At 49.9% G+C, this 25,265-nt stretch carries 31 protein-coding genes; 2 read left to right on the top strand and 29 right to left on the bottom strand.

Annotated elements, in window-relative coordinates; translation table 11 throughout:
• Nucleotide 1: 1 nt before the first annotated feature.
• The 26 genes from NMC31_RS18840 to NMC31_RS18965 all read right to left on the bottom strand — a co-directional run bounded on the left by NMC31_RS18840 (nt 2) and on the right by NMC31_RS18965 (nt 16,331).
• Entirely contained in the window at nt 2–352 is a 351-nt protein-coding gene (locus NMC31_RS18840) for a hypothetical protein (protein ID WP_015964688.1), read from the bottom strand.
• 3 nt (nt 353–355) lie between these two features.
• The gene (locus NMC31_RS18845) at nt 356–616 is read right to left on the bottom strand and encodes a hypothetical protein (RefSeq protein WP_253898821.1); all 261 of its coding nucleotides are present in this window, start codon (nt 614–616) and stop codon (nt 356–358) included.
• A gap of 1 nt (nt 617) precedes the next feature.
• Nucleotides 618–1,100, bottom strand: coding sequence for a DnaT-like ssDNA-binding protein (locus NMC31_RS18850; RefSeq protein ID WP_253898822.1), 483 nt, complete (start codon nt 1,098–1,100; stop codon nt 618–620).
• Between the two features lie 35 nt (nt 1,101–1,135).
• Nucleotides 1,136–1,363 carry an Ig-like domain-containing protein gene (locus NMC31_RS18855; protein WP_041686256.1) on the bottom strand — a complete coding sequence of 76 codons (228 nt, stop codon included), beginning with the start codon at nt 1,361–1,363 and terminating at the stop codon, nt 1,136–1,138.
• A 53-nt stretch (nt 1,364–1,416) separates the two neighbouring features.
• Complete coding sequence (locus NMC31_RS18860; protein ID WP_253898823.1) at nt 1,417–2,370, bottom strand: major capsid protein; 954 nt, start codon at nt 2,368–2,370, stop codon at nt 1,417–1,419.
• Between the two features lie 12 nt (nt 2,371–2,382).
• Nucleotides 2,383–3,159 (bottom strand): hypothetical protein, encoded by a 777-nt coding sequence (locus tag NMC31_RS18865; RefSeq protein WP_253898824.1) that lies wholly within the window; start codon nt 3,157–3,159, stop codon nt 2,383–2,385.
• 80 nt (nt 3,160–3,239) lie between these two features.
• Complete coding sequence (locus tag NMC31_RS18870) at nt 3,240–4,337, bottom strand: structural protein (protein WP_253898825.1); 1,098 nt, start codon at nt 4,335–4,337, stop codon at nt 3,240–3,242.
• A 1-nt stretch (nt 4,338) separates the two neighbouring features.
• Nucleotides 4,339–5,727 (bottom strand): DUF4055 domain-containing protein, encoded by a 1,389-nt coding sequence (locus NMC31_RS18875; RefSeq protein ID WP_253898826.1) that lies wholly within the window; start codon nt 5,725–5,727, stop codon nt 4,339–4,341.
• Nucleotide 5,728: 1 nt separating this feature from the next.
• Nucleotides 5,729–7,036, bottom strand: coding sequence for a terminase large subunit domain-containing protein (locus NMC31_RS18880; protein ID WP_253898827.1), 1,308 nt, complete (start codon nt 7,034–7,036; stop codon nt 5,729–5,731).
• The gene (locus NMC31_RS18885; RefSeq protein WP_253898828.1) at nt 7,014–8,003 is read right to left on the bottom strand and encodes a terminase small subunit; all 990 of its coding nucleotides are present in this window, start codon (nt 8,001–8,003) and stop codon (nt 7,014–7,016) included. Before NMC31_RS18885 ends, NMC31_RS18880 begins: the two co-directional genes overlap by 23 nt.
• A 194-nt stretch (nt 8,004–8,197) precedes the next feature.
• Complete coding sequence (locus NMC31_RS18890; protein WP_253898829.1) at nt 8,198–8,953, bottom strand: phage tail tip fiber protein; 756 nt, start codon at nt 8,951–8,953, stop codon at nt 8,198–8,200.
• Between the two features lie 825 nt (nt 8,954–9,778).
• Nucleotides 9,779–9,970: a hypothetical protein gene (locus NMC31_RS18895; RefSeq protein ID WP_253898830.1), complete on the bottom strand. Its 192-nt coding sequence runs from the start codon at nt 9,968–9,970 to the stop codon at nt 9,779–9,781.
• Nucleotides 9,921–10,199: a hypothetical protein gene (locus tag NMC31_RS18900; protein WP_253898831.1), complete on the bottom strand. Its 279-nt coding sequence runs from the start codon at nt 10,197–10,199 to the stop codon at nt 9,921–9,923. Before NMC31_RS18900 ends, NMC31_RS18895 begins: the two co-directional genes overlap by 50 nt.
• 7 nt (nt 10,200–10,206) lie before the next feature.
• Complete coding sequence (locus tag NMC31_RS18905; protein WP_253898832.1) at nt 10,207–10,836, bottom strand: glycoside hydrolase family 19 protein; 630 nt, start codon at nt 10,834–10,836, stop codon at nt 10,207–10,209.
• Nucleotides 10,833–11,129, bottom strand: a complete 297-nt coding sequence (locus NMC31_RS18910) for a phage holin family protein (protein ID WP_253898833.1) — start codon at nt 11,127–11,129, stop codon at nt 10,833–10,835. Before NMC31_RS18910 ends, NMC31_RS18905 begins: the two co-directional genes overlap by 4 nt.
• Nucleotides 11,126–11,530: a putative holin gene (locus NMC31_RS18915; RefSeq protein WP_253898834.1), complete on the bottom strand. Its 405-nt coding sequence runs from the start codon at nt 11,528–11,530 to the stop codon at nt 11,126–11,128. Before NMC31_RS18915 ends, NMC31_RS18910 begins: the two co-directional genes overlap by 4 nt.
• A gap of 170 nt (nt 11,531–11,700) precedes the next feature.
• Entirely contained in the window at nt 11,701–12,753 is a 1,053-nt protein-coding gene (locus NMC31_RS18920) for a DNA-methyltransferase (RefSeq protein WP_253898835.1), read from the bottom strand.
• Between the two features lie 150 nt (nt 12,754–12,903).
• Nucleotides 12,904–13,095, bottom strand: coding sequence for a TrmB family transcriptional regulator (locus NMC31_RS18925; protein ID WP_253898836.1), 192 nt, complete (start codon nt 13,093–13,095; stop codon nt 12,904–12,906).
• Nucleotides 13,096–13,315: 220 nt separating this feature from the next.
• Nucleotides 13,316–14,131 carry an antitermination protein gene (locus NMC31_RS18930; RefSeq protein WP_253898837.1) on the bottom strand — a complete coding sequence of 272 codons (816 nt, stop codon included), beginning with the start codon at nt 14,129–14,131 and terminating at the stop codon, nt 13,316–13,318.
• Nucleotides 14,128–14,268 carry a YlcG family protein gene (locus NMC31_RS18935; protein WP_253898838.1) on the bottom strand — a complete coding sequence of 47 codons (141 nt, stop codon included), beginning with the start codon at nt 14,266–14,268 and terminating at the stop codon, nt 14,128–14,130. The genes NMC31_RS18930 and NMC31_RS18935 overlap by 4 nt, the downstream gene beginning before the upstream one ends.
• Complete coding sequence (gene rusA / locus NMC31_RS18940) at nt 14,265–14,627, bottom strand: crossover junction endodeoxyribonuclease RusA (RefSeq protein WP_253898839.1); 363 nt, start codon at nt 14,625–14,627, stop codon at nt 14,265–14,267. Before rusA ends, NMC31_RS18935 begins: the two co-directional genes overlap by 4 nt.
• Nucleotides 14,624–14,914 carry a DUF1364 domain-containing protein gene (locus NMC31_RS18945; protein WP_253898840.1) on the bottom strand — a complete coding sequence of 97 codons (291 nt, stop codon included), beginning with the start codon at nt 14,912–14,914 and terminating at the stop codon, nt 14,624–14,626. Before NMC31_RS18945 ends, rusA begins: the two co-directional genes overlap by 4 nt.
• 2 nt (nt 14,915–14,916) lie before the next feature.
• Nucleotides 14,917–15,117, bottom strand: a complete 201-nt coding sequence (locus tag NMC31_RS18950) for a hypothetical protein (RefSeq protein WP_253898841.1) — start codon at nt 15,115–15,117, stop codon at nt 14,917–14,919.
• Nucleotides 15,118–15,121: 4 nt separating this feature from the next.
• Entirely contained in the window at nt 15,122–15,724 is a 603-nt protein-coding gene (locus tag NMC31_RS18955) for a DUF1367 family protein (protein WP_253898842.1), read from the bottom strand.
• A gap of 41 nt (nt 15,725–15,765) precedes the next feature.
• On the bottom strand, nt 15,766–15,993 hold the full coding sequence (locus NMC31_RS18960; RefSeq protein WP_436650740.1) for a hypothetical protein: 228 nt from the start codon (nt 15,991–15,993) through the stop codon (nt 15,766–15,768).
• A gap of 113 nt (nt 15,994–16,106) precedes the next feature.
• Nucleotides 16,107–16,331: a DinI family protein gene (locus NMC31_RS18965; RefSeq protein ID WP_253898844.1), complete on the bottom strand. Its 225-nt coding sequence runs from the start codon at nt 16,329–16,331 to the stop codon at nt 16,107–16,109.
• Nucleotides 16,332–16,776: 445 nt separating this feature from the next.
• Here NMC31_RS18965 and NMC31_RS18970 point away from each other — a divergent pair, with 445 nt between their 5' ends.
• Together NMC31_RS18970 and NMC31_RS18975 are read left to right on the top strand one after the other, a co-directional pair.
• Entirely contained in the window at nt 16,777–18,774 is a 1,998-nt protein-coding gene (locus NMC31_RS18970; protein ID WP_253898845.1) for a BCCT family transporter, read from the top strand.
• A gap of 64 nt (nt 18,775–18,838) precedes the next feature.
• Nucleotides 18,839–20,116, top strand: a complete 1,278-nt coding sequence (locus NMC31_RS18975; protein WP_253898846.1) for a DUF2254 domain-containing protein — start codon at nt 18,839–18,841, stop codon at nt 20,114–20,116.
• Nucleotides 20,117–20,458: 342 nt separating this feature from the next.
• Here NMC31_RS18975 and NMC31_RS18980 read toward each other — a convergent pair whose 3' ends face one another.
• The 3 genes from NMC31_RS18980 to NMC31_RS18990 all read right to left on the bottom strand — a co-directional run bounded on the left by NMC31_RS18980 (nt 20,459) and on the right by NMC31_RS18990 (nt 25,173).
• Nucleotides 20,459–21,328, bottom strand: a complete 870-nt coding sequence (locus tag NMC31_RS18980; protein ID WP_253898847.1) for a hypothetical protein — start codon at nt 21,326–21,328, stop codon at nt 20,459–20,461.
• Between the two features lie 218 nt (nt 21,329–21,546).
• On the bottom strand, nt 21,547–23,523 hold the full coding sequence (locus tag NMC31_RS18985) for an alkyl/aryl-sulfatase (protein WP_253898848.1): 1,977 nt from the start codon (nt 23,521–23,523) through the stop codon (nt 21,547–21,549).
• 462 nt (nt 23,524–23,985) lie between these two features.
• Entirely contained in the window at nt 23,986–25,173 is a 1,188-nt protein-coding gene (locus NMC31_RS18990; RefSeq protein WP_253898849.1) for an OmpP1/FadL family transporter, read from the bottom strand.
• Between the last annotated feature and the right edge of the window lie 92 nt (nt 25,174–25,265).

Here is a 25,265-nt window from a genome sequence, read left to right on the forward strand (position 1 = left end):
GTTATGCCCTCAGTTGCGCTTTGTAGCAGAGCACCAGAGCAGCAGGTTTTGCCGGGTTCGGTTTGACAACACGGTATGCGGTGCCGTCAATATCGACAACATCGCCGATTTTAATTTCCTGCTCTGCCGTAAAAACGATCCGTACGTCGCCGTTAACGATGACCGTTCCATCAATTTCGCCCGGCGCGTATTCGGTCTTCACGCCCACTGCGAAGAACTGTACCGCATCAGTTTTATGCTCAACGCCGCCGACAACCGTTACTGAGCCCTTGCGGGTGACGTTGTATGATGCTCCGTTCTGCCTGAGCATGCGGGTTGTTCTGGCCTGCATACGTTGGTAATCAATAGGCATTTGTCAGCGCCTCTCGATTTGCAGATTTATAAAGTCAGATTTGAGTGATTCGATAGCGCCCACCATAACGTACGGCAAACCACCGCTATGCCAGGCATCCATAACCGCACCACCATCTTCAATGAGCAAAATCGCCATGCTGCGATAGTTGCCTTCGCGAGCAGCATGAAGTGCCTCTTCCAGAAGCCTTATAACCTCGGCTCGGTTATGTTCCAGACCGGCATCTTTTCTGCTCGTCAGGTTAATAACTTTCAGGTCCGGCATATCATGCCCTCTCAGCAAATGCATTGATGGCGTAGCCACGACCACCAGCGAGGTCGCCCAGCAGCGCCATGACAGCAGGATAAGACGGGGTGAAGACTTCGCCATCTGCGACCGCATAGGTCATAGTGACAGCGCCTTCCACACGCTCAGTTTTCACCGCAGCCTCGCGCACGCTGGAAAGTAAATCGCCGTCGATTGCCTCTACTGCCAGCATGCACTGCGCGGTAATCACCTGCCGCGGGACTTCATCCGGCGGAAAATCATGATCGTCCAGAATGACATTTACGCGTGGCCATGCCAGCGGCTGGCTTGGGTCAGTTTTTGAACCAATCCAGTCCAGCCCTTCCAGGTAGTCCATCGCTTTAATCAGCAGCGGTATAAGGCTGTCCGGCAACGTTATGCCGCGTAGCGCGCCGAATGCGGTTAAATCGGCTTCAGTGGCATAGCTGTTGGCATCCGGGGAAGTGATATCGGTATTGATCATCGAGTCATCCAGTTATGGGGCTTTCGCCCCATGCGTTAATCACCGGAAGGCGCTGTGAAGGTGATGTCTTCAGTGGTTTTAGCCACACCATCAACCGTACCGGTTACCGTGAAGGTGCCAGCCGCGTCTGATGTGAGTTTCACCGTTGCACCACCAGCAGAGCCGGTTTGAGAACTGGCCGTGCTGAGCGTGCCGCCTGTGGAGGTCCACGCGACAGTTTTACCGGATACACCGGAACCGTTCAGCGTGTACTTCAGGGACACCGTTACCGCGTCAGTGCTGTCAGCAGTTGCGGACGTTTTATCCGCTGACAGCGTTACTCCCCCACCGCAGATTCCAGTTTGATCAGCACGCCAGCCGTGGATTTGTTACTGGTGAAGTGCTTCTTCCAGTTGCCCGCAGTGCCGATCGCGGTCAGGTCAGGGTTATCACCTTTGGCGGTATCCCAGCTATAACCCAGCAAATCAACGTTCACCACGCCTTCAGCGCGATAGCCAACCGCAAGGTTTTCCTGGTCGTTGATATCGTAGGAACGGAAGCCCGGAGCCTGAGACTCAGTGACGGTTACAGCACCGGCCACCAGCCCAAGGATGGCATCAGCATCCATGGTATCGGTCACCAGCACTGGTTTACCCAGCGTGCCCGGCTGCCCGCCGTAAACCACCACGCCCGCTTCTTCGTAGATTTTGTTGGCAATCGCCTCATCCACAATGTCGAAGTAGGTCGCGGAGTGCATCACGAACAGAACCACGCGGTTAAACTTGTCGCCGTATTTGCGCAGGCCACGCGTCAGCGTCTTTTTACCGTCGGTCTCAATGTCGGCGGTTACCACCATGTCGGCATTAGCACCAATCGCCGCAGTCAGCGCTTTCAGGCCATATTTCACGTAGCCTTCCAGGGTGGCATCTGCCACATCAACGCCGATCACTTCGGAGAATTCATCAACGGAGCGACCACGACGTTTGAAGGCCTCTTCCGTGGTTTCATACGGACCGTATTTCCACGGCGCTTTAACGGATACCGCTTCACCGGCACCGATTTTTTTCCCTGTAACTTTATCGACAGAGTTCACATCACGCGATTCGATGGAGCCGCCGACTTTGTAGAAGGCGCGCTTACGGAAGTCGCCCTCAATCAGTTCGTTATCCAGCAGAATCGCACCATTGGAGGAAGCGTTGAACACATCCAGATTGTCCTGACGACGCTCGAGGAACGAGGTCTGCGCCAGGTCGTCATAAATAACCAGGTCGGTATTAACAGTCGTAGCCATGGTTTAAATCCCTTATTTCGGAAGTTTGAGGAAGGCCTTCTGGCCGTGTTTGCGGAGGTAATCCGCTTTATCGCTGGCGCTCATTTCGGAACGTTTCAGGTTGCCGCCACCGCCACCCGGCTTATGTCCACCAGCGCCAGTACCTTCGGCGCGCGGGAACAGGTGCGGAGCCGTCTCCTTAAGAGACTCCGCCCATTCGAGGGGGCTAAGTGGGGTTTTGCCATCTTTGCCGAACAGAACATCGCCATTTGCATCAACTGCTACGGCCTCGCCTTCGTCGTTGAGCTGGAATGTGCCTTTGGCACGTAAAATCAGATCGTCAGATGCTTCCGGCAGCGCGCCCGTCTTCGCGGCGGCTGCTCGGATTGCATCACCCAGGACGCGATCCCGGAATTTATTGGAGAACGCTTCGGCTTTATCCGCGCGTTCATTTGCTGCTTTGATTTGCTTATCGACATCAGCACGCATGCGCTCGGTGCGCTTATCCAGCACCTCGTCAATTTTTCCGGCTGCGATAAGCTTTACCTCTTCGTCGTCAGAAAAACGCTGGAGAATGCCGCGAACAGCGTCCGGGTCGATACCGTCATAGCGGGAAAGGTTTTCTTTCTGCTGTTTAATGGTGCCCAGCAGTTCGCTATTTTTCGTTTTCAGGCCCGTGACTTCGCTGTTCACGCGCTCATCAATCAGCTTCTGGATTTCAGGGGTGATTTCAATATCACCACCGCCACCAGCACCTTCGCCATTGCCTTCAGGCGCGTAATATTTCAGAAGCATTTGTCGAATTAACATAATTTCCCCTCGGGATTTTGTCGGGCCTCGCCCATAAAAAAGCCCCGGCGGTTGCCAGGGCGTGAATCAGGTGATGAATATTAGCTGTCAGTCGCTGATAGCTGTCTGAGTTCCTCGAGTGAGAGCCACTCGCCTTTATCCGTGAACATTTCCCCCAGGTCGATTTCCCCTGCGCGGAACATCCGGCCACGCTCAGAGCCCAGAACCTGATCCTGACGCTGCGGCGACTGGCGCCTCAGCCATTCGAGATACGTTGTCTTCGCCGGAACCTGTCCGTCCATGCTGGCGCGCGTGCCTTCGTCCATCTCATCAATATCGATGCCCAGTTCCCGCCACGACTTCAAAATCAGCGTTTCGGTTGAGCGACAGCAGAAATGAATTTTTCCGGGGCCCTGCAAATACGGCACCTTGTGCCCTATCGGCTTGTTCTCCAGCGTGTAGCGCAGCAGGTCGCGGATAATGCAGTCGTGGCTGGTTTTGTTGTCCAGCGTAGACAGCCACTGTTTACCCTTCACAATATCGCTGTTGGAGGCAGTGAAGCTGTTCCGCGCGGTAGCGGCCAGATGATTCACAGCCGTCTTTGCAATGCTCGCCGCGTTGGCCCTGCTCATTTGCAGCGCGCCGTCACGGTAATCTTTGTTGGCGTGCCCTCGCACATTGCGCGCGATGGCTTCCACCGTATCGCCGGCCAGATATCCGCGGCGTATGGCGTTCGTGATGCGCGCCAGCCTGTCCGACTCCAGATTACTCGCCCACTCACTCAGCAGTCGCCCCTGAAAGGGCTGAGACATCGCGGCGGCGTAAACCATATCGGCGGTAATTCCCTGCATCGGATAGCGGGAAAGAACCTGTGATGGCAGAAGGGAGTCGAACAGGCTCATCTGATAACTGGCCTCGTTCTTTGCCAGCGTCAGCAGCTCATCCTGTAAACCAGTGTGCATCGATGCAACGGCCTGCTGGTTAAGCTCGCGCACGCTGCCCAGCAGACTTTCAAGACGCGTAACGGTGAAGCTTTCAGGCGGCAACTTGTCCAGCGCATCCAGCAGACGCGCCGACAGGTCAGCGTCTGTTTCGTTCAGCAGCTTAACCATCCGGTTAGCCACGCCCGTCGCATAACGGCTAATCCAGACGGAATGCGCAATGGCCTCGTCCCGCAGGCTTTCGTTTACGGTTGCCATATCAGCCCCCGGTCAGCGTGGGAGCCTGATTGCGAAGCTCATCAATCACATCATCCGGTCTGTCTGCCGGGTCGATGAGGTCGAGCTTCTGCAGCGCCCGAATCAAGTCACTATCGCGCAGCGCGCCGGACTGCCAGGCGTTCACAATAGCGGTTACCATGCCAGATTCGGCAACTTTAGCGATGAATTCCTGGTTGATGGTGTAGGCAGGTTCATCGCCTTTAATCCCCAGGTACTTTGCGCACCAGCCCAGTGCCAGCGTGTAAGCCTCGGAAACGTTGGAAACGCAGATACCCAGTACTGACGTTGATGCGCTCTGCTCACCGCTGGCCTGCGTCGCCGTTTTCGCCGTGGCGTTCTGCTCAATCAGCCGCGCGCCAAGCTGCACCATGTAGTCGCGCTTACTGTCCATTGCCTCTTTAGCCAGCATGTTCGGCTGCGCCTGGGCATAGCCAAAAGAGCCCTCTTTAGGCAATAGAAGTGGTGAGCGGGAACCGATTTTGACGCCTTTCTTTTCGAGGTGATCGCGCCAGTTGGTATCAAGACCGGTTATGTAGGGCTGGACCTGTCCGCAGAACCAGACGCTATCTTCATAATCTGCGCTGTTGCGGTAATGCCCATGGTTAATTTCCACCAGCGCAGCCAGTGGTGAATCATCAATTGTCGGATCGTTGTTTTGGGCGCCTACAAACGTGAACGGGATTTCGTCCCAGTAATCCATTCCTTTTGGCTTAGGATGGTATTCGCTATCGACGGTATAGGTTCCGCTTTCCGTTCCTCCTGAACGGCGCCATACACGGCAAACAAATTTACCGTCCTCCAGCGCCAGCTCACGATACTGAATCTCGTCCTTGTAAGCATAACCGTCCGGCTCTTCCACACATTCGCGCAGCACCACCAGCACCAGTTGATCGCGTCCGTTAATGCGCTTTGTTCGCCAGTTGATGACATTCTCTGCCGGATAGCGGAGGATGATCGCTTCGCTGGTCACTTCAGCGTAATCGACATAAATGCCTTCTCGCGCAACCTCCAACACGTTCTCTGCCACAAGCTGCGACTGCTGATAGATACTGGTACCGGCTCCGTCTGCATTATCTAACAGGTATTTCAGCTTCTCCGGTCCATTGAACGTGGGGTCTTTTCGATACGCCATGCCAAGCATGCCAATCTTCGTATTACCGGCAATGGCGTAGAAAATTGCGCGGCTTAGATAGTCCTCATTGCGTTTGCGGTTGCGTGTGGATTTATCGGTAGGGTCGAGTAAAGGCAGGTATTTATTACCCGCAGCCTTCACGGCCTCCACTCCTTTGCAGAAATCCCGGTATTTCTTCCAGGCAGCAGAAGCCGCCCGGTGTTCTGGTCGAACCCAGGTGATGTCGTCGTTTGCCATATCAGAAAGTGGTATCCATGGTGATTGAGTATGCCGGCTTCACGATGGGGTAATCCTTCACGATGAAGTACCCACCAGCATCATTGGGGTGATCGTTGTCCGCTGATTTATCCGGTTCGCCGTTGGCCGCCCAGATTTGTTGTTCGAGGCTTTCTGTATAAACCGGGCAGTTCTGCACGTTCACCAGATAGCGGCGCTCGCCGTTGGCGTTGCAGAACATAGCGTTCATCGAGTTGATACGGTCTTTAACTGGCGGGTTAGCGTCATCAACAATAACGCTGAATCCGGCATCGCTCAGTTGCGCGATATCGGTCTTGCTGGCGTTCTGGGATTTACGTGAATCGCCGGAAGCATCTGGATAGATGTAAATCTCACGGTTTTTCACATAGCGACCATCTTCATAGCGCCAGAACTCCTCCTGAATTCGCTTAATCATCGCCGGAGTGTCGTAAACCTTGACCAGTTCGCGAACAGCACGCGGCAAGCCATTACGTTTTACGTGAACAATCGCGGCCATTTTCCCCACGTTAAAGTCCATGCCTATAAACAGGGCGTCATTGTCCTGAATCTCGTCAGTACAGTTATTCAGCTTGCGGTTGAAGGTGTGATAAATCGTGCCGCTGTTAAGGTTGGTGAACTTCCCGCGCAGATATGCCTGAATCAGTTCATCAGGGTAAGAACTCAGAAGCGAGGGAATGTAATCGGCAGGCAGGTTCTTCGCGTTGTCAAACGTACTGGCCTGAATTAAACCGTACAGCGTCGCCAGTTCAGGCTTTTCACGCACAGCCTTCACAAACTGCTGATAAACGAACTTGAAGCCTTCCGGCGTCGTGGTGACATCGATACCGTTACGCAGCCCGTCAACCTTGTAACGCATACGGGCGATGATTTTTCGCCATGCCTGCTGCGCTTTGGCTGCCGCCATCACATCAAGCTCATCGACCATTGCATTGCCAATTTTGAACCCGACTATAGAGCCGGGCTTCTCCATCGAGCGGCAGATGGTTGTCCCGCGGTAACGTCGCCCCTCGTAGAAGTGAACCTCTTTGTTCCCCTCGTTGATTTTGACGCTCAGGCCCCAGTCGAAGGCCACCTCTTCAATCGTCGGATAGAAGATGTCGCGAATCTGCGGATACGTCGGCGCAAAGTACCCCTGATTTATTTTCGGGTGCTCCCACATCCCTTTACAGATACCGCCACAACCTACCCACGTCTTACCGGAACCGAACCCGGCAACATAGGCTTTGAACTTGTGCTGCATCGCGAGGAAGCGCGCCTGCGGGATGTTAAGTGTCGGGCTGATCCCCATCGTCCGCCCTCGCGTCTACTACGTTGATATTGATTGCAACTGGCGTTGGTTCGTCATCCTCGCCATCACCGGCCAGCTCTTTACGGAGTTTCTCAACCTCCAGCCGGCGGCGGTCAATTTCAATCTGCTGCAGACGCTGCGCGAACTCACTATCAGCCAGGCCAAGCCGCTTCATTACCGCCTCGAACATCTTCTCTCTGCTGATTGAAGTGATTTCCACGCCGTTCTTACCCACCTTCACGCCGGAATATGCCAGCGCGGCAGTCGGAGGAAGGAATCGTGAATCAGGAAAGTGAGGACGACCTATCCCATCGCCATTGCAGCGAGGGCATTCTGGATTTGGCTCCCTGTTGTGATCGTAGCCATAGCCGCCAGTGTCTTCGGGTTGTTTGGCCCCTTCTCGCCCCTCAACCTTTGCCGTTTCCTCATCGAACTCGACCGCATCGCGCCACTGGTAATGATGACCGAAGCCCCAGCAGTAACGACAAGCGCCCCGGCGGTATTGTGAGAGTTGGTTTGCATCGAAGGTGGCGAGCTGCCACATCTGCGCCAGCACTTCATCGGCATCTGCCAGCGTGCGTGCAATGGAGGCTTTCTGCTGCTGCGCAATAGCCTGCGCAACGTTAGGATTCGCTATGAGCTGACGACCATAATTCGAATCGCTATATCCTGCACGCTCTGCGGCGGCAGTCGCATTCTGGTCTTTCAGATATTCAGCGATGAAGAGCTTTATCTTTGGACTCAGCTTACTGTCCACCAGCTCTTCGGCGCTCTTTTCAACTTGCGCAGTGCGCACTTTCTTCTGCGCAGATTTTTGCGCACTTTGCGCAGTTGGTTTTTTGATATATCGGCGGGCGGTGGCGTAGTTCAGTCCCTGCGCTTCACACCAGTCTTTCGGTGATACGCCTGATTTGGCATGCTCGGACAGGAACCGCTTCTGAAGCTCGCCCCAGTCCGGTTTTGCCATTGTGGCCGCCTTTTATTTTTTCACACAGATAGCCTGGGTGTTTGTGGATCGAGCAGTTTCAAAATTCTTGAGAAATTCAGCTTTTGCAGCTTCGCACGTTTCAAACGACGAAAACTCCTGAGAGCGAATACTTGCAAAATCGTTATCAGCCCATGCTGACGCATACAATGAGAAAATAAGAATGAAGGTCATTTTCAGATACCGTATTGGTTGCCAATCTGACGCCAGATAAGCCCGCCAGGACGCAACTGTCGAGCTATCTCGTCCTTGATCGTTTTTGCGATTACGTCTGCATTGAACTCTACAGAGGATGGCTTAACTTCATGCTCTATGCTGATAGCTGAACGACATAGGCTCATTAATTCATCCACCAGCTCATCAGTGTATTCAGTAGCTTCACCCTTGAGATATTTGGAAACGACCGCTTGAACCTTTTCGCGCTCAGTTGAATGTTTTTCAACGCTTAAAGGCATACCAGCAACATACTTCTCGCCATTACGCTTCACGCCCACCTTCATGCTGTAGTCCGCAGATGCTATGGACTTATCAATAAAAGCATCCTTGATAAATACCTGTCCGTCATTCATGGCAAATGGAGATAAATCAGCGAGCCCCTTACTGATGTAACCGCCGGAGAAATGTACTGGCAGACTGTCCCACGACGTCGGGATTCCACACTCATCAACGCGCAGAGCAATCAATTTGTAGCCATCTGGCATAATGATTTTTTGGCTCCGATTTAAGGGCGATTCGCTATACCCCTCATACGTTAACCACCCAACAGTAAACCCCTCAAAGGTTCCGCCAGAACGCCAATCAGGCTGAACCGCATAAAGGTACACACGGCATTTGTCGCCATGCTTAATCTGGTTACCGGAGATGTCAGTAGTGATGGTTCCTAAAGAAGGAAGCGTTACTGTTACCTCACAAATTTGATAGGTATTGGACATTGTATTTCCTTTTAGACGTGAGCCTGTCGCACGGCAAAGCCGCCGAAAGTTAACGGTTTGTCCAGGCTCACAACTGAAAGACTTTCTACGATGTGCGCGTGCGATGCGCATAAAAAAGCCCCGCGATTGCGAGGCTATGTCTAGCATGAACTCTTTACGTTATTGCGTAACCTGTTACAAAAACCACTATTGCGGAGAATATAACCATCCACATAGTTTTTTTATAACCATTCCCGTAAGTAATCATCGCCAGCCCTAATAACAGTATGCACAAGACTGGCCATGTATCTGTATAAAAATCAATCATGATATTTCATTTTAAATTGTGTAATAGTCAATAATTTTATATCAAGCGTAAAACTCTTTCCTATCGATGCATTACGTATGGCTAACTACCATAACAATGCTATGGTGTCCAAAGCCAAAAAGTCTCCTCCAGGATGGAAGGATTTTTTGACAATAACAACGTAAGCATAGACGTTCTCGCCCCACCCTCTGTGGGGCTTTTTTTGTACTCAATCACTCACTTATCCCATACGGGGTATTAGTCTTCCCTTATCCTCTTGCGGGGGTAACCATTTTCAAGCCCACCAGCAGATGAGCTTTGTAATGGCTGCCACTAACCGTAGTGGCCACGCTCATGCCCTTGAGGTGCTGGCGCATCATTGCCGCTGATAACCGGTGCGTGTCTGGCGTTCACGCTGCTTTACCGGAGCTTATTTTGATCTATGACCCTTACCCATCACTGCACAGGCTCGCCATTACGCGACTCGGGGCAGCATCATAACTGCTACATTGCCTTTCGACTGCGGTCTAACCGCTTTGCTACTTCAAATCGGCTTTCTCCTTCTGGCAGTTCGCCTGCCACGCTTTGTTATGCGCCAGGATGTCGCGCTTCGTCTGCTTATCCAGCACGTCGATATCGTTGTTGGTCAGATAGATAATCCGTGTCCACAAACAGCCCGTATCAACCACGACCGGGGCGGGTGAAGTTTTCGCGCAGCTCGCGATCAACATCGTCATTAGGCATGTGATTAACAGTCTGCTGAACATTACTGGCCTCTTTAGTGACTTCAGCTTTACGTTCTGCTACCGCAACGGTTGCCGCTGCGTTCTCTTCGGTGCGCTGCTGGTCTGCCTTCGCTTCGGCTTTGCTGGTTCCGCGAATATGCCCAATACCAAAGCCACCAACTGCGGCAGCCAGCACCGCGCAAACCGCGCCAATGATTAATTCGATTACGCCCATAAACGTCTCACACCAGCACAGATTTAGCCTGATTAAACAGCGCACGGCGCTTATCCAGCCCATTCCGCCCGCCGTTGATGATCAACGTGACGCGTTCAACGTCACCGGAATAAAGCAAGCAGCCGCGGGAGACGTAAAACCATGCGGCGGAACGCGCAGCGTATTCATCCTGTTCCAGCAGCTCAGGATGTGTAACAAGATCCAGCTTCAATGCCTGTCCGCAACTTCGGTAATTACTCAGGCCGGTAACCTGCTTCAGCCCGCGACCGCGATATTTCCAGCCATCGCCTGCTACCTGATTGCCGAGGTTCTTTTTGCCCCACTCACCGCCGTAGACGAGATTTGCGATAGCCTGCTGGTTTGCCGGGTGCGTCGCCGTTCTGCCGAGGGCTGCAGCCTGCTGCGCAGTGATACGATGCATACCAAAGAAGGGAACAAGGTTTTCAGCGGCATAGTTGAGGTTTTCCACCACCCGGGTGAATCCGGTACTTTCGTGCCCCATCTGAGCGATGAACATCGCCTGATCCAGAGGCGCGTTAATGCCGAATTTTTTCATCTCCGCATCAATATGCGGAAACCAGCGCGCAGCCAGTCCGGCGCTAATACCAGCCGCCTGTTGAAATTGTGATTGTTTCAAGCTGTAGTCTCTCCAGCAATCCGAGAAATATTGCCGCGAGCTCGCCATATAGCGATGCACAGGACGACGTTGATAATCAGCTCTCCGTAATCTAATTGGGCATAGTCGCCATGCCAGATACGAAAAGCTGTATATGCCGGAGCGAGTATTAGCCCGTAGGCCAGCAATTCCATTAAACGCCGGCGGCGCATACTACGTTTACGGAAAAACATCAGTCGCAGCGAAATCATGATGCAAGCGACCGCGTTAAGTTGAAGCAGGAACCAGGTCAGGTTCTGCAATAGCCACGTCATTTTTCCTCCTTCAGTCCGGGCAAACTCCCCGTCTTTGACCGGGCGAGAACGCGCAGCAGAATGGTGACGGAAACCGTGGAGGCTGCCAGCGCGCCAATTGCAGGAGACACCTGAATAGTTACCGGCGGGCTGAGTTTGTTCAGGCCTGCATTGATAAGCGCAGCAATAATCTCGGATGCAGTACCAGCGCAATAAATTCCACCAATGAATGAAATCAGCGCAAACAGAAGTTGCTTCCAGATTCTGTGGTCCTCGGAACTGAGGATATAGAGTGCGGCTCCGGCAAGAGAACAGATCATTACCGCGGGCGTTGCCTCCGGAAATAAAGTAGCGAAAGTGACACCTGTAGTTCCCGCTGCGACGCCAGCAGTGATTGTTGCAGATATCGGTTCTGCGGACATTTAGCCCCCTCTTATCGATGTAACTCCTCTCAAAGATGAGGGGAAGAAATGCCGCTTCTGCGGCTGTGAGTTTCAGGCTCTCGGTGTGAATTTAACGATGAAGCTCATCGGTGAGGGTTACCGGAGCCTGAATTTGAAAGACACCACAGCAGCTAAACGCCAGGTGTCCGTTATGTTCTGTTGAGCTGCTGAATTTCATTGACCGTCTGTGTAAATCGCTCTGTTTCAAGCTCAACGCCGATCGCGCGACGCCCTAGCTCTATAGCGGCTTTCACCGACGAACCTGAGCCCATAAAGAAATCAGCAACAATATCGCCCGGCCTGCTGCTGGCGCTGATAATTTGCTTCAGCATGTCGGCTGGCTTTTCGCATGGATGTTTGCCCGGGTAAAACTGCACCGGCTTGTGAGTCCATACGTCGGTATACGGAACGGCGGCAGAAACAGAGAAGCAGCGGCGAAGCGTTTTATATTCTTCCAGCAATTCCGAATATTTACGATTCAATGACTGGTAGGTGGCGACCAACTGATGATGAGGATGCTCTAATTTTTGCTGCTGATGCTTTTGAATAGCAATCCGCGTGAACAACGCCTGCAGCTTTTGGTAATCAACTTCGTTCGGCAACTGCCACTGGCTAGCCCCGAACCAATGAGACGCCATGTTTTTCTTTCCGGTGGCCTGGGCTATTTCTTTCGAACTAACGCCCAGTGATTCACGTGCATTGCGGAAATAGTCGATTAGCGGCGTCATGATGTGCTGCTTTAGTTCGGTGCTTTTTGTTTCGTAGGCGTCCTCTTTTCCGGTATATGGCCCCAGATAATGTTCACCAAACAGTATCCGTTCCGTTGCCGGGAAATATGCGCGCAGGCTTTCTTTGTTGCATCCATTCCAACGGCCCGAAGGTTTTGCCCAGATGATGTGGTTCAGGACATTGAAGCGCCCCCTCATCATGATCTCAATATCGGAGGCAAGCCGGTGTCCACAAAAAAGGTAAATGCTGCCAGCGGGTTTAAGGACTCGGGCATACTCAACCAGGCAGCTATCGAGCCAGCGCAAGTAGTCCTCGTCCCCTTTCCACTGGTTATCCCATCCGTTTGGCTTCACTTTGAAGTACGGCGGATCGGTCACTATCAGGTCAATGGAGTTATCCGGGAGGGTGGCGATGTAATGCAGGCTATCAGCGTTGATTAAATCAACACTGTTTATTTTTACAGTGTTTTTCATAGATCAGTAAGCGTAACTCTGATAGGCTCACTTTGCTTTAGCGCTAAAGCGGTGGGCCTTTGGTTAGCTTGTGACCTGAAAGCATGAGCAATGGCTGGCCGGGTGCTACAACACCCACCAGCCGCCCATTTTCACAGCAAAAAGCCCCCATCACTGGAGGCGCTTATAACATCCGAACTGGTAATCTGATAACCCCGCCAACACCAACTGCGTGAGAATGAGCTGGCAACGTTCGCGGCTTAGATGGGTATTTTGTGCAATTTCCCCGGCAGTGGCGGGTTTGTCACTCAGTTCTTTAAAAACAGCCTTTGCCGTTTCTGTCATATCTTGCTGTTTTAGCATGTCTTTTTACCTTATTAAGTTGCGTGACATACAGATAACTCTGGTTGCCAGAGCCAGCAAGCTCTAGATACGACAGACATAAAAAAACCTCGCATTTCTGCGAGGCTCAAGCGTTTGATTGATGAAAGGATGTAAATCTCCCATCATTGGAGTGAATTTAGTCCATTTTCGCCAAACAGTCAACATTGTTATTCATCACAGCGCCATCTCCTTCTAAAATTCACGAACTGGTAACTCTACGAAGTGCGGCATTAGCTCTTTCCTCTTGCTGATGGCATTCAGTTATCAGAAGCTCGTACAACGGCTTGAAAGAACGCCGCCATGTCGTCTCAGCAATATCGATAACATCACCACACAACGCCTTACGCACGTTCTCTGCCGGGAGCCTGGCATAACCACGGCCTGAACATTTACCGCACTCCTTCATGACTGGCACGCCCTGGCGATCCGTTTCTTTCTTATCGAGAACTTTTCCCTTCCCGTGGCACCGGCACGCATTGCTGATAACACCCTTTCCGTTACAGGCAGAGCATAGAATCTTCGCAGTCTCGCGAACCGACTTCCATTCTTCCCAATACGACGGGCAGACGCCTTTCGTAATCTTCGCCCATGCCGGTGGCTTGCCGTCGGGATACTGAACCTTATTTGTGAAGACATCTGCTTCGGTGAAGCCGCTACCAGCGCAGCAATCGCATTGCCGGACACTTGCCGCACTGCGCGTATAATCCTGATACGCAAAAGCGCACATAATTTCAAGAACGCGCCGGCGAACTGTTTCATCGAGTTCAGTAACTGATTTAAAACGTCGGGAGATTTCAACGGCTGAATCATAAAGCGCCTCCAGCGCCCGGTCCGGGCTGCTAATGCCAATTTTTGCCAGGTAGAGATCGAAGCCAAATCCACACTGGGCGTTTACCAGCCCCAGCGCGGCCATCACATCTGTTCCGGTCAGGTTATCGGTTGCCGTCGCCCGCGATGAGTCACTGAACATCGGAGACTTGGGAGCAAAGTATTTTGCTATTGATTCAAGGTTCATTGCGTTGCTCCTGCTTTCTGAATTAAACGAGCGGCGTTACGGATGATGCGATAATCAGTCAGAACAGAGCCGGGGAAGCGGTAGAGGCGCAGTCGCTGCCAGCGAGTTTTGAGTGCTGTAATTGTTTCCTTTTTCACGCGCCCTCCATTTCAGTGATTGTTAATTCAAGTTTTCCGCCTTTAACGACCGGCATTCTCTTCACGCTGTAGTAATCAACCTGCTGGTCGTCGAGCCAGAAACCGGATTTCGTCAGCGCGTCGAAAACGGCTTTTTGCAGGTTATCCAGATCCCGGCGGCGGCGGTCCGGCATATGGCATTCGATGCGGATTTTCACGGGTGTTGCCAGGCCGATATCCAGCATCGCGTCTTTGATAATTCTGGCGACGCTGTCAAGGAACGCCTGCCCTTCTGCGCTGATGTGCGTGCGCCCGCGGTTATGCCGGTAGTAGCGGTTGTTGCTCGGTGGCCACGGGAGAGTAATTCGATATTCGTTCATGATTTAATCAGCCCCGCTTTCAGCCAGATAACCTGCGTGCGGGCCATGCCTTCCAGCGCGCACTCCTTTGCATAATTCGCATCCACATGATGGGTGCGGCGGTCGATTTCATCGTGACAAGCAGAACACGCGATAGCAGCGATAAGGTCAGGCGGTTTGATGCCCGTGCCGCACAGACCAGACAGTCGAATATGCGCCAGCACCGATGTTTCAGGGTTGCCATTGCATACTCCGGGAATACGCACCTGGCATTCACGTCCACGCGCTTCTTTGCGTAAGTTAGCCATGCTCACCCCCACACCCGGTTGCGCCAGCGCTTATCTACGCGTGGAGGTTTCAGGGATGTTGGCAGGTAGGCGCTGATGGTCCACGTTGTAAAATCGGGATTCAGGCTGCGCTCTGTCTTTACACCGCGCGCCCGATATTTATCCACCAGCTCTTCGGCCTGCTCGGTGGTGCAATTGTCATGCTGGAACCAGCTATATTTCATCTGATTACCCCGCGAAGCCAAGCAGCTGCGCGGCGGCGTTCTCGGCCTCTTGCTGCGAGCGAAATGAGCGTGACAATATCCAGCGCCACAAAACATCGAGCGCGGCTTTGTACAGCTGCTGAAACTCGAATTCGTCCATATTTGCGAAAGAGATACTGCGGGGATGTTTACGGAGTGTGCCGTCCGGCAACTGAATGGCGTCGTAATGCCCGGCCTCGACGATTACCCATGCACGGTATGCGTCGAAGGACTTGCACAGACTAATGCCATTGGTAACGCGGCGGTTGGCGACCTGCTCCAGATACTGTTCAGCAGCATCCAGAAGAGCGCCGCCGTTGCCACCATAAGCCGCCAGATATTTGGCATAGCCGGTAACGAGTTTGCGTTCGTTGCTGGAGATTGTGCCGCCGGTAGGTTCCCAGTAATCGAAACCCAGATTGAGAAGCGCGAAGAAACGACGATGGAACGCCGGATTGCGCACTTTTTTGAACTCAGCCACCAGAACGTCGCCGAGCTTGATTTTTGATTGCAGGATATCGCTGGTCTCTGGCGTAGCCGGGATCAGTATTCCTGTGTGGTGCTTAATGAGTTGTAGTTCGTGCGCCATGGTCTTCTCCGTGGCGCATCAGGGGTATAGGTTGTTCAGGCCTATGAAGTAATCATATCAGATGGTGGTATAACTCGGTAGCCGAGACGTGTAGCAAATTGCATAAACCCATTCAGGGTAAAAATCTCCTCATCATCGAGAAGTGGGCGCAAAGAAACTAAACCATTTGCGCGGTAAACCAAATATCTTCCATTTGAAGGGAAGCTATAAACGACTGTCTTATCAACTCTTCTGACCACGTCATACCACTGGTCTTCTGATTCAGTAATACTCACATTCTCCCCCAGAGCGACTCATTGACGCTGTTATTATTTACTGGAGCAGCTAGGGAAACGCAGGATGCGACACTCTTTAAAACTGCACCACAATAGCTTTTAAGCAATCAATAAAACCACTCGTCGGCGCTTTCCCATGTCTCCTGCAGGATGCGTTCGACTTCCTTCTTTTCACCACCGAATACCGACAGGCCATCACTACTTGCTCGTTTAATAGTTAGCTTGCAATCATTGTACTGTTTGCTCAGTCGACTAAGTAGTTCGGCCTCCAAGGCTGGCACCGCGCCATCAGGAAGTTTTTTAGTGCGATCAATGGTTAACTCAACTCTCATGATTCCCTCCTTATTGATTTACTGTATGAATATACAGTTACTTTATAAACCTCTCATTTGGATTTTGCAATGTTTTAAGGGCACGAATTGCGAATAACCCTATACAAAGAAACCCGCCGAAGTGGGTCTTTTGGTCAGATAACAAGCAGGTCGTAACATGGCGAAGGGTGTTAACATCTGCTTTGTGCCAAAAGCAGAAGCTGTTAATTCGTGCCTAATATACTTCACTTAACGTATATCCCATCTCTGGTACAGAATACGCAATTTAAATGCTCAGGAAGTGGCAGGCTGAATAACAAAGGACTCCTTTGATTATAGGATGATTTGTATAGGCACTCATCGCACCATGTGCTCAGTTAACGCAACATAGCCAGTTGAACTTTGCTATTCTGTGAGAGGTGGTACCTTCTATCCAGTGCGGATTTAATTAATGGAATAAATGATTATGAGTGAAAATGATACAATCCCAAAGAAGTCAACAAGCCATATTAACAAAGCGGTATTCTATACATCTGCTTTGCTAATTTTCCTTCTTGTCGCCTTTGCCGCCGTATTCCCGGATGTCGCCGACAAAAATTTTAAACTACTTCAGCAACAAATATTCACGAACGCCAGTTGGTTTTACATCCTTGCTGTGGCCCTGATTTTACTGAGTGTCACGTTCCTGGGACTCTCACGCTACGGTGATATAAAGCTGGGTCCAGACCATGCGCAGCCTGATTTCAGCTACCACTCCTGGTTTGCGATGCTTTTTTCAGCGGGGATGGGTATCGGCCTGATGTTCTTTGGCGTTGCCGAACCTGTAATGCATTATCTTTCGCCACCTGTCGGCACTCCAGAAACTGTTGCGGCGGCCAAGGAAGCAATGCGTCTGACCTTCTTCCACTGGGGACTGCACGCATGGGCAATTTATGCCATTGTCGCGCTGATTCTGGCGTTCTTTAGTTACCGTCATGGTTTGCCTTTAACGCTGCGCTCCGCACTCTATCCCATTATTGGCGATCGCATATATGGGCCTGTAGGCCATGCGGTTGATATTTTCGCTGTTATAGGCACGGTCTTTGGCGTTGCGACATCGCTGGGTTACGGTGTTTTGCAGGTGAATGCCGGTTTGAACCATCTTTTCGGGGTGCCCATCAATGAAACGGTGCAGGTCATTCTGATCGTGGTCATCACGGGGTTAGCGACGATTTCAGTGGTGTCCGGCCTGGACAAGGGAATACGTATCCTGTCTGAGCTCAATCTGGGTCTGGCGTTGTTGCTCCTGGCGCTGGTCCTGTGTCTGGGGCCAACCGTGCTTCTGCTGAAGTCATTTGTGGAAAATACGGGCGGTTATCTTTCGGAACTGGTGAGTAAAACGTTCAACCTTTACGCGTATGAGCCTAAGTCGAGCAACTGGCTGGGGGGCTGGACATTACTGTACTGGGGATGGTGGCTTTCATGGTCGCCGTTTGTGGGAATGTTCATCGCCCGGGTCTCCCGCGGACGAACCATTCGCGAGTTTGTCACCGGCGTGCTGTTTGTTCCCGCCGGCTTCACGCTCATGTGGATGACGGTGTTTGGTAACAGCGCTATCTATCTCATTATGAACCAGGGGGCTACAGACCTCGCCAATACTGTACAGCAGGATGTCGCGCTGGCTCTGTTTAATTTCCTGGAGCATTTCCCGTTCTCTTCCGTGCTGTCATTCATTGCAATGGCGATGGTCATCGTCTTCTTTGTAACATCAGCTGACTCGGGGGCAATGGTTGTGGATACTCTGGCATCAGGTGGAGTGGCAAACACCCCCCTTTGGCAGCGAATATTCTGGGCCGCGCTCATGGGAGTTGTTGCAATTGCGCTTCTCATTGCGGGCGGACTAAGTGCGCTGCAAACGGTGACAATAGCGAGTGCATTGCCCTTCTCAGTGATCTTACTGATATCCATATACGGATTATTAAAAGCCCTGCGTCGGGATTTGACCAAGCGTGAAAGCCTGAGCATGGCGACAATTGCTCCGACTGCGGCGCGTAACCCGATTCCATGGCAGAGACGGTTGCGCAATATCGCTTATCTGCCAAAGCGCTCTCTTGTGAAACGCTTTATGGGCGACGTTATCCAGCCCGCCATGACGCTGGTTCAGGAAGAACTTAACAAACAGGGGACGATAAGCCATATAAGTGATGCTGATGACGATCGTATTCGGCTTGAAGTCGATTTGGGCAATGAGCTGAACTTTATTTATGAAGTGAGACTTCGTGGCTATAACTCACCGGCTTTCGCCATGGCTGCGATGGACAATGACGAGCAGCAGGCTGAGCAACATCGATATTATCGCGCTGAGGTCTATTTGAAAGAAGGCGGTCAAAACTATGATGTGATGGGCTGGAATCAGGAACAGCTGATTAATGACATACTCGACCAGTATGAAAAACACCTGCACTTCCTGCACCTCGTTCGTTAATACAAAAATGCCGTCCTGCAGGGCGGCATTTATTTTACCCGAACTCAATACAAGGATATGCAGAATGATTTCACGCTGGCAATGGATTCTGAAACAGACATTTAAAAAAATATGGTTCAGGGCAACATTATTCGCAATTGTCGCGATAATAACGGCCCTTTTATCTATTCTTTTTAAATCGATGATACCTGAGTCAGTTTCGGTGAAGGTTGGTGCGGAAGCAGTCGATAACATTCTGAACATACTGGCATCGAGTATGCTCGCAGTGACTACATTTTCGCTGAGTATCATGGTCACAGCTTACGGTTCTGCCACTACTAATGTGACGCCCAGAGCTACGCGTTTAGTTGTTGAAGACGTAACCACACAAAATGTACTAGCCACCTTTATCGGTTCTTTTCTCTTCAGTCTGGTAGGGATTATTGCCCTCAATATGGGAGCTTATGGAGAAAGGGGGAGAGTCATTTTATTCATTGTCACACTGGTTGTCATTGCCTTAATCCTTATCACATTGCTTCGCTGGATACAGCATTTGACATCTCTGGGGAGGGTTGGTGAGACAACGGCAAAAGTAGAACAGGTGGCCATCGAAACATTTATTGCGAGAGCAAGAAATCCTTGTCTTGGTGGATATCCATGGCTTGAGAATAATAAACAACCGAAAGGAACGGTTGCAATACATCCGGAGAAGATTGGCTATGTTGAATATATTGATATGGTGAAACTCAGCAAGCTGCTGACCAATGATCCCCGTCATGTATACCTCGTGGCGCAGCCGGGCAGTTTCATACATCCGTCCATGCCAGTTTTCTACCTGAGTCAAGACCAGGAATCATCTATCAGCACCGATTTACTTGAGACAATTATTGTCTCGGATGTACGTTCATTCGCTCAGGATCCCCGATTTTGTCTTAGCGTCATGGCCGAAATAGCTTGCCGGGCCCTTTCCCCCGCAGTGAACGATCCTGGAACCGCCATCGATGTCATTGGCAGAGGTGTTCGCATACTTTCTGCTTACGCGCAGAATAAATCTGAGGAAATAGAAGTGAAATATCCTTCAGTACATGTTGCACCACTTCAAAATAACGATCTACTGGAAGACTTTTTCTCACCTGTCGCACGCGACGGTGCCAGTATGAGGGAGATTCAGATAAGAGTCCTTAAAGGGCTGTCTATGCTGAGTAAGGGTTGGCCAAGAATGTTTGCTGAAGCCGCACATACCCTGGCATCTGAAACTTTAGAGCATACAAATCGTGCTGATCATATAGCCCATGACAAATATCTCATAAAATCAATTTATTATAATTTATTTAGTGACGAAAATCCTAATAAAAAAGCATAGTTGCGGAGCAAGCGATTTGATTGTTGGCAAAACAAGGGAAAAGCATTCGCATAAGAATGGCGTCTGCTTTGTGCCAGAAGCGGACGCACACGTTTTAGAAAAAGTCGAAGTTGTTACAACCATAGGGCTAGATCGACTTCCTAGGCGGTCGTCAGTCTATAATGGACTCAAAGATGTCTGTTAAGCCAGAAACGATTAAGTCTTTGCCTTTATTGAGGATGTGATATCAACTCCGTTGTTCAAGAACATCAAGACACCCTGGCTCAAACTTTAGCTTCCCAAAAAGATCTAAAGCGAAAGCTTTACCTTAATAGCTATTTTTACTCCTAACGTTAACATTTATCATATTAGCTTGAATAACATACGGAAAGGTCCTAATCCCTTAATGTGTCCCCATAGGCTATGGGGGTTAACAATTCCTGCCTGGGCCAGAATTGATAATGTTATTATTAGAGTTGATGCTGTGATTATTAACATTAAGCGACTGATGTTTTTTTGAGACCTTATCTGTCGTTTTTCTTTTTTCTCTTCAAACTGCCAGGACAGGATAGTAGCAATGGCTTGCCCCTGGACATAGTATCGTCCGTCCTCGTATTTGGCATCACCAGTAATAATGAATGATTGCAAAAGCAACAATGTTTTCCTTCTGAAGTCTTCATTTTTTATATGGTTATGCCAAAAATGACCGTAAATCATATCAATGATTTCATCAAATGTAACACCTGTGTGTGTCTTATCTGGTGATTGATGAACATATTCATTGATTAACATATGCAATAAATTAACACGATCTAACCCTATCATTTCATCATTATTATGAAGTTTTAATGATATTCTGTTCTTAGCTCTGGATACACTTCCTTTAATATAGGCAATTCTAGTGAAATGATTTATTGAAAAACTCAATATGGAGTCAAATCTTAAAGGGCCATTTTTAACCCAATGGATTATCTCGGTATTCATCATTTCAAGTTCAGGGATAGAAAAAGACTCTCTCGCAGAATAGGACTTTATTTCTTCATTCCACTTTTCAAGAATGACATTCTTTCCAATCACTTTAGATAGCACATACTTTTCTTGGTTTACATCTGAAAAGTAAACGCCATAGTAGTTGTATGTCTCATTGCTGGCTTCGCTCTTTAAGATGAAAGCTGGCAAAAAATGAGTCCACAACTTGTTTTTTATTTTTGAAATAAATGATTCAAGAAACATGAGTACCTTCTTGATTTTTTTTGAGATAGCACATCAGAGTGGCCTAAGTGTGGATGTGATAATTTTAAGGTGACTACTAAAAGTAATTACTATTCATTAACACACAAATATTAGCATAAGGATGGAAATAAGAAATAAAGAAACTATTTAATTTTGAATTATGTTTAACGTTTGCTAATAAAAAGCTGCCCGCAGGCAGCTTTTTAACGCATCAGAAATTATGGCGTAACGATATTGAACCAGAATTCAAATTTATCCATATAACCGAGCATCTCTTCGAGCTTCGCGCCATTACCAGAAACCTTCACTTCCCCTTTATCTTCAGCCTGTTTGAGTGTCTCTTCTTTCAGGATGATTTTGTTCAGGGTCGCACGATCCAGCGTAATGGTCGCATCAGCATCTTTTGCTTCCGCATCAGCGGTATGGTTCAGTACGCCATTTTCCAGCTCCAGCTTGTATTTACCGCCGTCGTTACCGAGGTCAATATTAAACACAGCTTTAGCTTTACCCGCTTTCTGTCCGTTTATGTGTACCGCCAGATAATCAAAGAACATTTCCGGCGTCATTGCACGAACTGTATCCGGACTTGCGGTATTTGGGGTTGGCCCCTTCAATACGCCGTTACGCAGTTCTTGCGCACCGGTCAGGTAGAAGTTACGCCATGGACCTGATTCAGCCTGATAACCCAGCTGTTCCAGCGCATCAGCTTCCAGGTTACGGGCATCCTGGTTTTTCGGATCAGCAAAGACAATCTTGCTGACGACCTGAGCGACCCAGCGATAGTTACCCTGAGCAAAGTCCTCTTTGGCTTTCTTCATGATGGCATCCGCACCACCCATGTAATCAACGAACTTTTTCGCGGCTTCTTCTGGCGGCAGTTCGTCAAGGGTTGCCGGGTTGCCATCGAACCAGCCGAGGTACAGCACATAGGTGGCCTTCACATCATGGCTGACCGAACCATAGTAACCACGGTTAGCCCAGGTGTGCGCCAGGCTGTCAGGCAGCTTGAAGTTTGCCGCAATTTCATCACGGGTCAGCCCCTGGTTCGCCATACGCAGCGTCTGGTCGTTAATATAACGATAAAGGTCACGCTGACTTTTCAGCAGGTTAACCACATTCTCATTGCCCCAGGTAGGCCAGTGGTGTTGAGCCATGATGATTTCAGCTTTATCGCCCCAGCGAACGATGGCTTCGTTAATGTACTTAGACCATGGCAACGGTTCACGGATTTTCGCGCCTCGAAGGGAGTAGGTATTGTGCAGCGTGTGGGTCACGTCCTCAGCAGATTCGATGAGTTTTTTCTCTTCGATGTACCACAGCATTTCGGACGGTGCTTCTGAACCTGGCGCCAGCATGAAGTCATAGGTCAGGCCATCAATTACTTCTTTCTGGCCGTCTTTTTCAATGATATTGGTAGGTGCGATCAGGGTAACTGTACCCGCTGATGTGGTGGTACCGAGGCCCGCGCCAACCTGACCTTTCGCATCAGGCTTCAGCAGATTACCGTACATGTAACTTGCACGACGGCTCATGACGTTACCAGCCATGATGTTTTCCGCCACAGCGGCTTCCATAAAGCCTGCAGGTGCATATACCTTCACTTTGCCAGACTTCACATCGGCTTCATCAATCACGCCGCGGACGCCACCATAGTGATCAACGTGGCTGTGGGTATAAATAACCGCGACAACCGGTTTTTTACCGCGATTTTTGAAGTACAGGTCCATCCCAACTTTGGCGGTTTCGGCAGAAACCAATGGGTCAACCACCGTAATACCTTCTTTACCTTCAATGATGGTCATGTTGGACAGATCGAGGTTACGGATCTGATAAACACCATCGGTGACTTCAAAAAGACCGCTGATGTTAATCAACTGGGACTGGCGCCAGAGGCTTGGGTTAACCGTAGCTGGTGATTTTTCACCCTCTTTAATAAATGCGTATTGCTGTGGGTCCCAGACGACGTTTCCCTGCTCGCCTTTGATAACCTCAGTTGGTAATGCAGCGATAAAACCTTTGTGGGCATTGGTAAAGTCAGTATTGTCTGAGAAAGGCAATTGGTTATAGAGCGCGTCATTAGCTTTTTTTGTTGCGTCAGTGGCGTCTTTCGCCGAGACATCAGCATAAGCGGGCAAGGTGATCGTTGTCATTAACCCGGCCAGCGCCAGGCTTTTGACAATAAGCTTCAGTTTCATTATGACCCTCATTTTCTTGGCGATAATTAAATTCATTAACCCTTCTGAGATATCTACAAACTCACTGTAGATATTGATTTTTAGACAATAACCATTTTTTTACATTTGGCAATACTACAGAATCTAAAAAATAACTTAAATTGACATTATTTTTTATTTTTTTAACACATACTTTGACGATTTAATGCATCATATTGAATCTATTATGTTTTTCTTGCTTTTGTAACTCCCCCCCCCCTCAACTTGACAAAGTTTATTACGTCGACTAGCTAAATATTTGCTCTATATTTCGGCTATTGCGAATTAGGTTCTATATTTGCTCAGTGAAAGTGATGAACAGAATGAACTATGAACAATCCCTAATGTGTTTTGGAAAAAGTACAATAAAAAGGTCTCTCCGACGGTTTACTCATTAGAGAGACGATTATGATTAAGTGTAATTTCTACGTGGGATTATTGATTTTAGAACTGATAACTATAGTTTACGCTCGCAAACCATAGCCATGGGTTATCGTATTTCCCGCCAAATACCCGCGACTGGACTTTCGAGGACTGCATATGCAGGTATTCGACGGCAAAGCCAATATTGCTGGCGGGGGTTATCTGATATTGCGCACCAGTGGCAAAACGCCATTCATCTCCCGTCGGCAATGACAGCGCCACATCACTTTGAGATTTGTACGGAGTGCTGTCAAAAGCGACGCCTGCGTTAATTCTCCATTGCTCATCAGGTCGGTACTGTGCGCCGATAGCCGTATGCCAGGTATCCTTCAGGCGATTATTTCGATCAATTGACTGTCCATTGACGGAGATCTGCGGGCTTCCAAACTGGCTCCAGTCTTGCCAGCCAAGATCCCCCATCACTGACCACTGTTTATCGATGTCATGTACCAGACTCATCATCACCTGCTGGGGCGCTCGCACCTGTGCGGCTATAGGCAGGTCATATTCAACATTTGGCAGGTTAGGGAAGCGGGCCTTACCGTCAATGTTAAAGTGATAATCCGTTTTACTTGTCCAACTAATTCCCGCCCGGGTCTGGTCGGTTATATCTATCAACAGGCCCAGGCGATAATTCATTGCCCAGTCATGGTCGCTTTGTTTTTCGTCATCACCACCAACGTTACGGGTGAGCGACAGAAAACCGTAGTTCAGCCCGGTTGCCGCGCCTATCGAGACTTTGTCACTTAATTTCCAGGCAATGCCGGGGCTGAGGGTCATAGCAACCATGGTGCTTTTTTTAATAAGGCGGTCTCCCGCCCAATTGCCAAAATCAATGCCCAGTCCATAGTTTCCATACAAGCCCAGACCGGCTGAAACCGTATCGCTCAGTCGCTGCGTGTAGAACATGCTGGCGTTTGGAAAGAGTTTCATCACATTGCCGGGGCTGCGCCGCCCGCCTGACTCATCGTCCAGTGAATAGGAAATATCGCCCCCCATTGCCTGCAGGCCTCCGGTAAACATGTGATCGAGCAAGCGAGTCATCCCAGCAGGGTTCGTTAACAGCGTAGAAGCATCCTGAGCTCGTGCCGCCTGACCTGCACCAGCGAGCGCAGTATCTTCAGTCGCTACTTCATAAAAATAGAGAGCACTTGCGTGACTCAATGATGAAAACAGCAACCCAGAGCCGAGAATTATATGTTTTTTCATTCCATTATCTTCAATGAACAGGAGGGGGGCTAGTTTTATGTTTGAATGGCTGGTATGTGCCAACCTACTCAAACTATAGAACTGCTTTTCGA

The sequence above is a fragment of the Pseudocitrobacter vendiensis genome, from assembly GCF_943590815.1.
Lineage (GTDB): Bacteria > Pseudomonadota > Gammaproteobacteria > Enterobacterales > Enterobacteriaceae > Pseudocitrobacter > Pseudocitrobacter vendiensis.

Bases quoted from the DNA above. Each gene is read 5' to 3' on its own strand.
- NMC31_RS18875 (WP_253898826.1), bottom strand. From the start codon at position 5,727: ATGGCAAACGACGACATCACCTGGGTTCGACCAGAACACCGGGCGGCT.
- NMC31_RS18860 (WP_253898823.1), bottom strand. From the start codon at position 2,370: ATGGCTACGACTGTTAATACCGACCTGGTTATTTATGACGACCTGGCG.
- NMC31_RS18970 (WP_253898845.1), top strand. From the start codon at position 16,777: ATGAGTGAAAATGATACAATCCCAAAGAAGTCAACAAGCCATATTAAC.
- NMC31_RS18990 (WP_253898849.1), bottom strand. From the start codon at position 25,173: ATGAAAAAACATATAATTCTCGGCTCTGGGTTGCTGTTTTCATCATTG.
- NMC31_RS18945 (WP_253898840.1), bottom strand. From the start codon at position 14,914: ATGGCTAACTTACGCAAAGAAGCGCGTGGACGTGAATGCCAGGTGCGT.
- NMC31_RS18890 (WP_253898829.1), bottom strand. From the start codon at position 8,953: ATGTCCAATACCTATCAAATTTGTGAGGTAACAGTAACGCTTCCTTCT.
- NMC31_RS18880 (WP_253898827.1), bottom strand. From the start codon at position 7,036: ATGGGGATCAGCCCGACACTTAACATCCCGCAGGCGCGCTTCCTCGCG.
- NMC31_RS18915 (WP_253898834.1), bottom strand. From the start codon at position 11,530: ATGTCCGCAGAACCGATATCTGCAACAATCACTGCTGGCGTCGCAGCG.
- NMC31_RS18910 (WP_253898833.1), bottom strand. From the start codon at position 11,129: ATGACGTGGCTATTGCAGAACCTGACCTGGTTCCTGCTTCAACTTAAC.
- NMC31_RS18870 (WP_253898825.1), bottom strand. From the start codon at position 4,337: ATGGCAACCGTAAACGAAAGCCTGCGGGACGAGGCCATTGCGCATTCC.
- NMC31_RS18985 (WP_253898848.1), bottom strand. From the start codon at position 23,523: ATGAAACTGAAGCTTATTGTCAAAAGCCTGGCGCTGGCCGGGTTAATG.
- NMC31_RS18965 (WP_253898844.1), bottom strand. From the start codon at position 16,331: ATGAGAGTTGAGTTAACCATTGATCGCACTAAAAAACTTCCTGATGGC.
- rusA (WP_253898839.1), bottom strand. From the start codon at position 14,627: ATGAACGAATATCGAATTACTCTCCCGTGGCCACCGAGCAACAACCGC.
- NMC31_RS18925 (WP_253898836.1), bottom strand. From the start codon at position 13,095: ATGCTAAAACAGCAAGATATGACAGAAACGGCAAAGGCTGTTTTTAAA.
- NMC31_RS18955 (WP_253898842.1), bottom strand. From the start codon at position 15,724: ATGGCGCACGAACTACAACTCATTAAGCACCACACAGGAATACTGATC.
- NMC31_RS18840 (WP_015964688.1), bottom strand. From the start codon at position 352: ATGCCTATTGATTACCAACGTATGCAGGCCAGAACAACCCGCATGCTC.
- NMC31_RS18895 (WP_253898830.1), bottom strand. From the start codon at position 9,970: ATGTTGATCGCGAGCTGCGCGAAAACTTCACCCGCCCCGGTCGTGGTT.
- NMC31_RS18865 (WP_253898824.1), bottom strand. From the start codon at position 3,159: ATGTTAATTCGACAAATGCTTCTGAAATATTACGCGCCTGAAGGCAAT.
- NMC31_RS18980 (WP_253898847.1), bottom strand. From the start codon at position 21,328: ATGTTTCTTGAATCATTTATTTCAAAAATAAAAAACAAGTTGTGGACT.
- NMC31_RS18850 (WP_253898822.1), bottom strand. From the start codon at position 1,100: ATGATCAATACCGATATCACTTCCCCGGATGCCAACAGCTATGCCACT.
- NMC31_RS18845 (WP_253898821.1), bottom strand. From the start codon at position 616: ATGCCGGACCTGAAAGTTATTAACCTGACGAGCAGAAAAGATGCCGGT.
- NMC31_RS18900 (WP_253898831.1), bottom strand. From the start codon at position 10,199: ATGGGCGTAATCGAATTAATCATTGGCGCGGTTTGCGCGGTGCTGGCT.
- NMC31_RS18950 (WP_253898841.1), bottom strand. From the start codon at position 15,117: ATGAAATATAGCTGGTTCCAGCATGACAATTGCACCACCGAGCAGGCC.
- NMC31_RS18885 (WP_253898828.1), bottom strand. From the start codon at position 8,003: ATGGCAAAACCGGACTGGGGCGAGCTTCAGAAGCGGTTCCTGTCCGAG.
- NMC31_RS18975 (WP_253898846.1), top strand. From the start codon at position 18,839: ATGATTTCACGCTGGCAATGGATTCTGAAACAGACATTTAAAAAAATA.
- NMC31_RS18920 (WP_253898835.1), bottom strand. From the start codon at position 12,753: ATGAAAAACACTGTAAAAATAAACAGTGTTGATTTAATCAACGCTGAT.
- NMC31_RS18930 (WP_253898837.1), bottom strand. From the start codon at position 14,131: ATGAACCTTGAATCAATAGCAAAATACTTTGCTCCCAAGTCTCCGATG.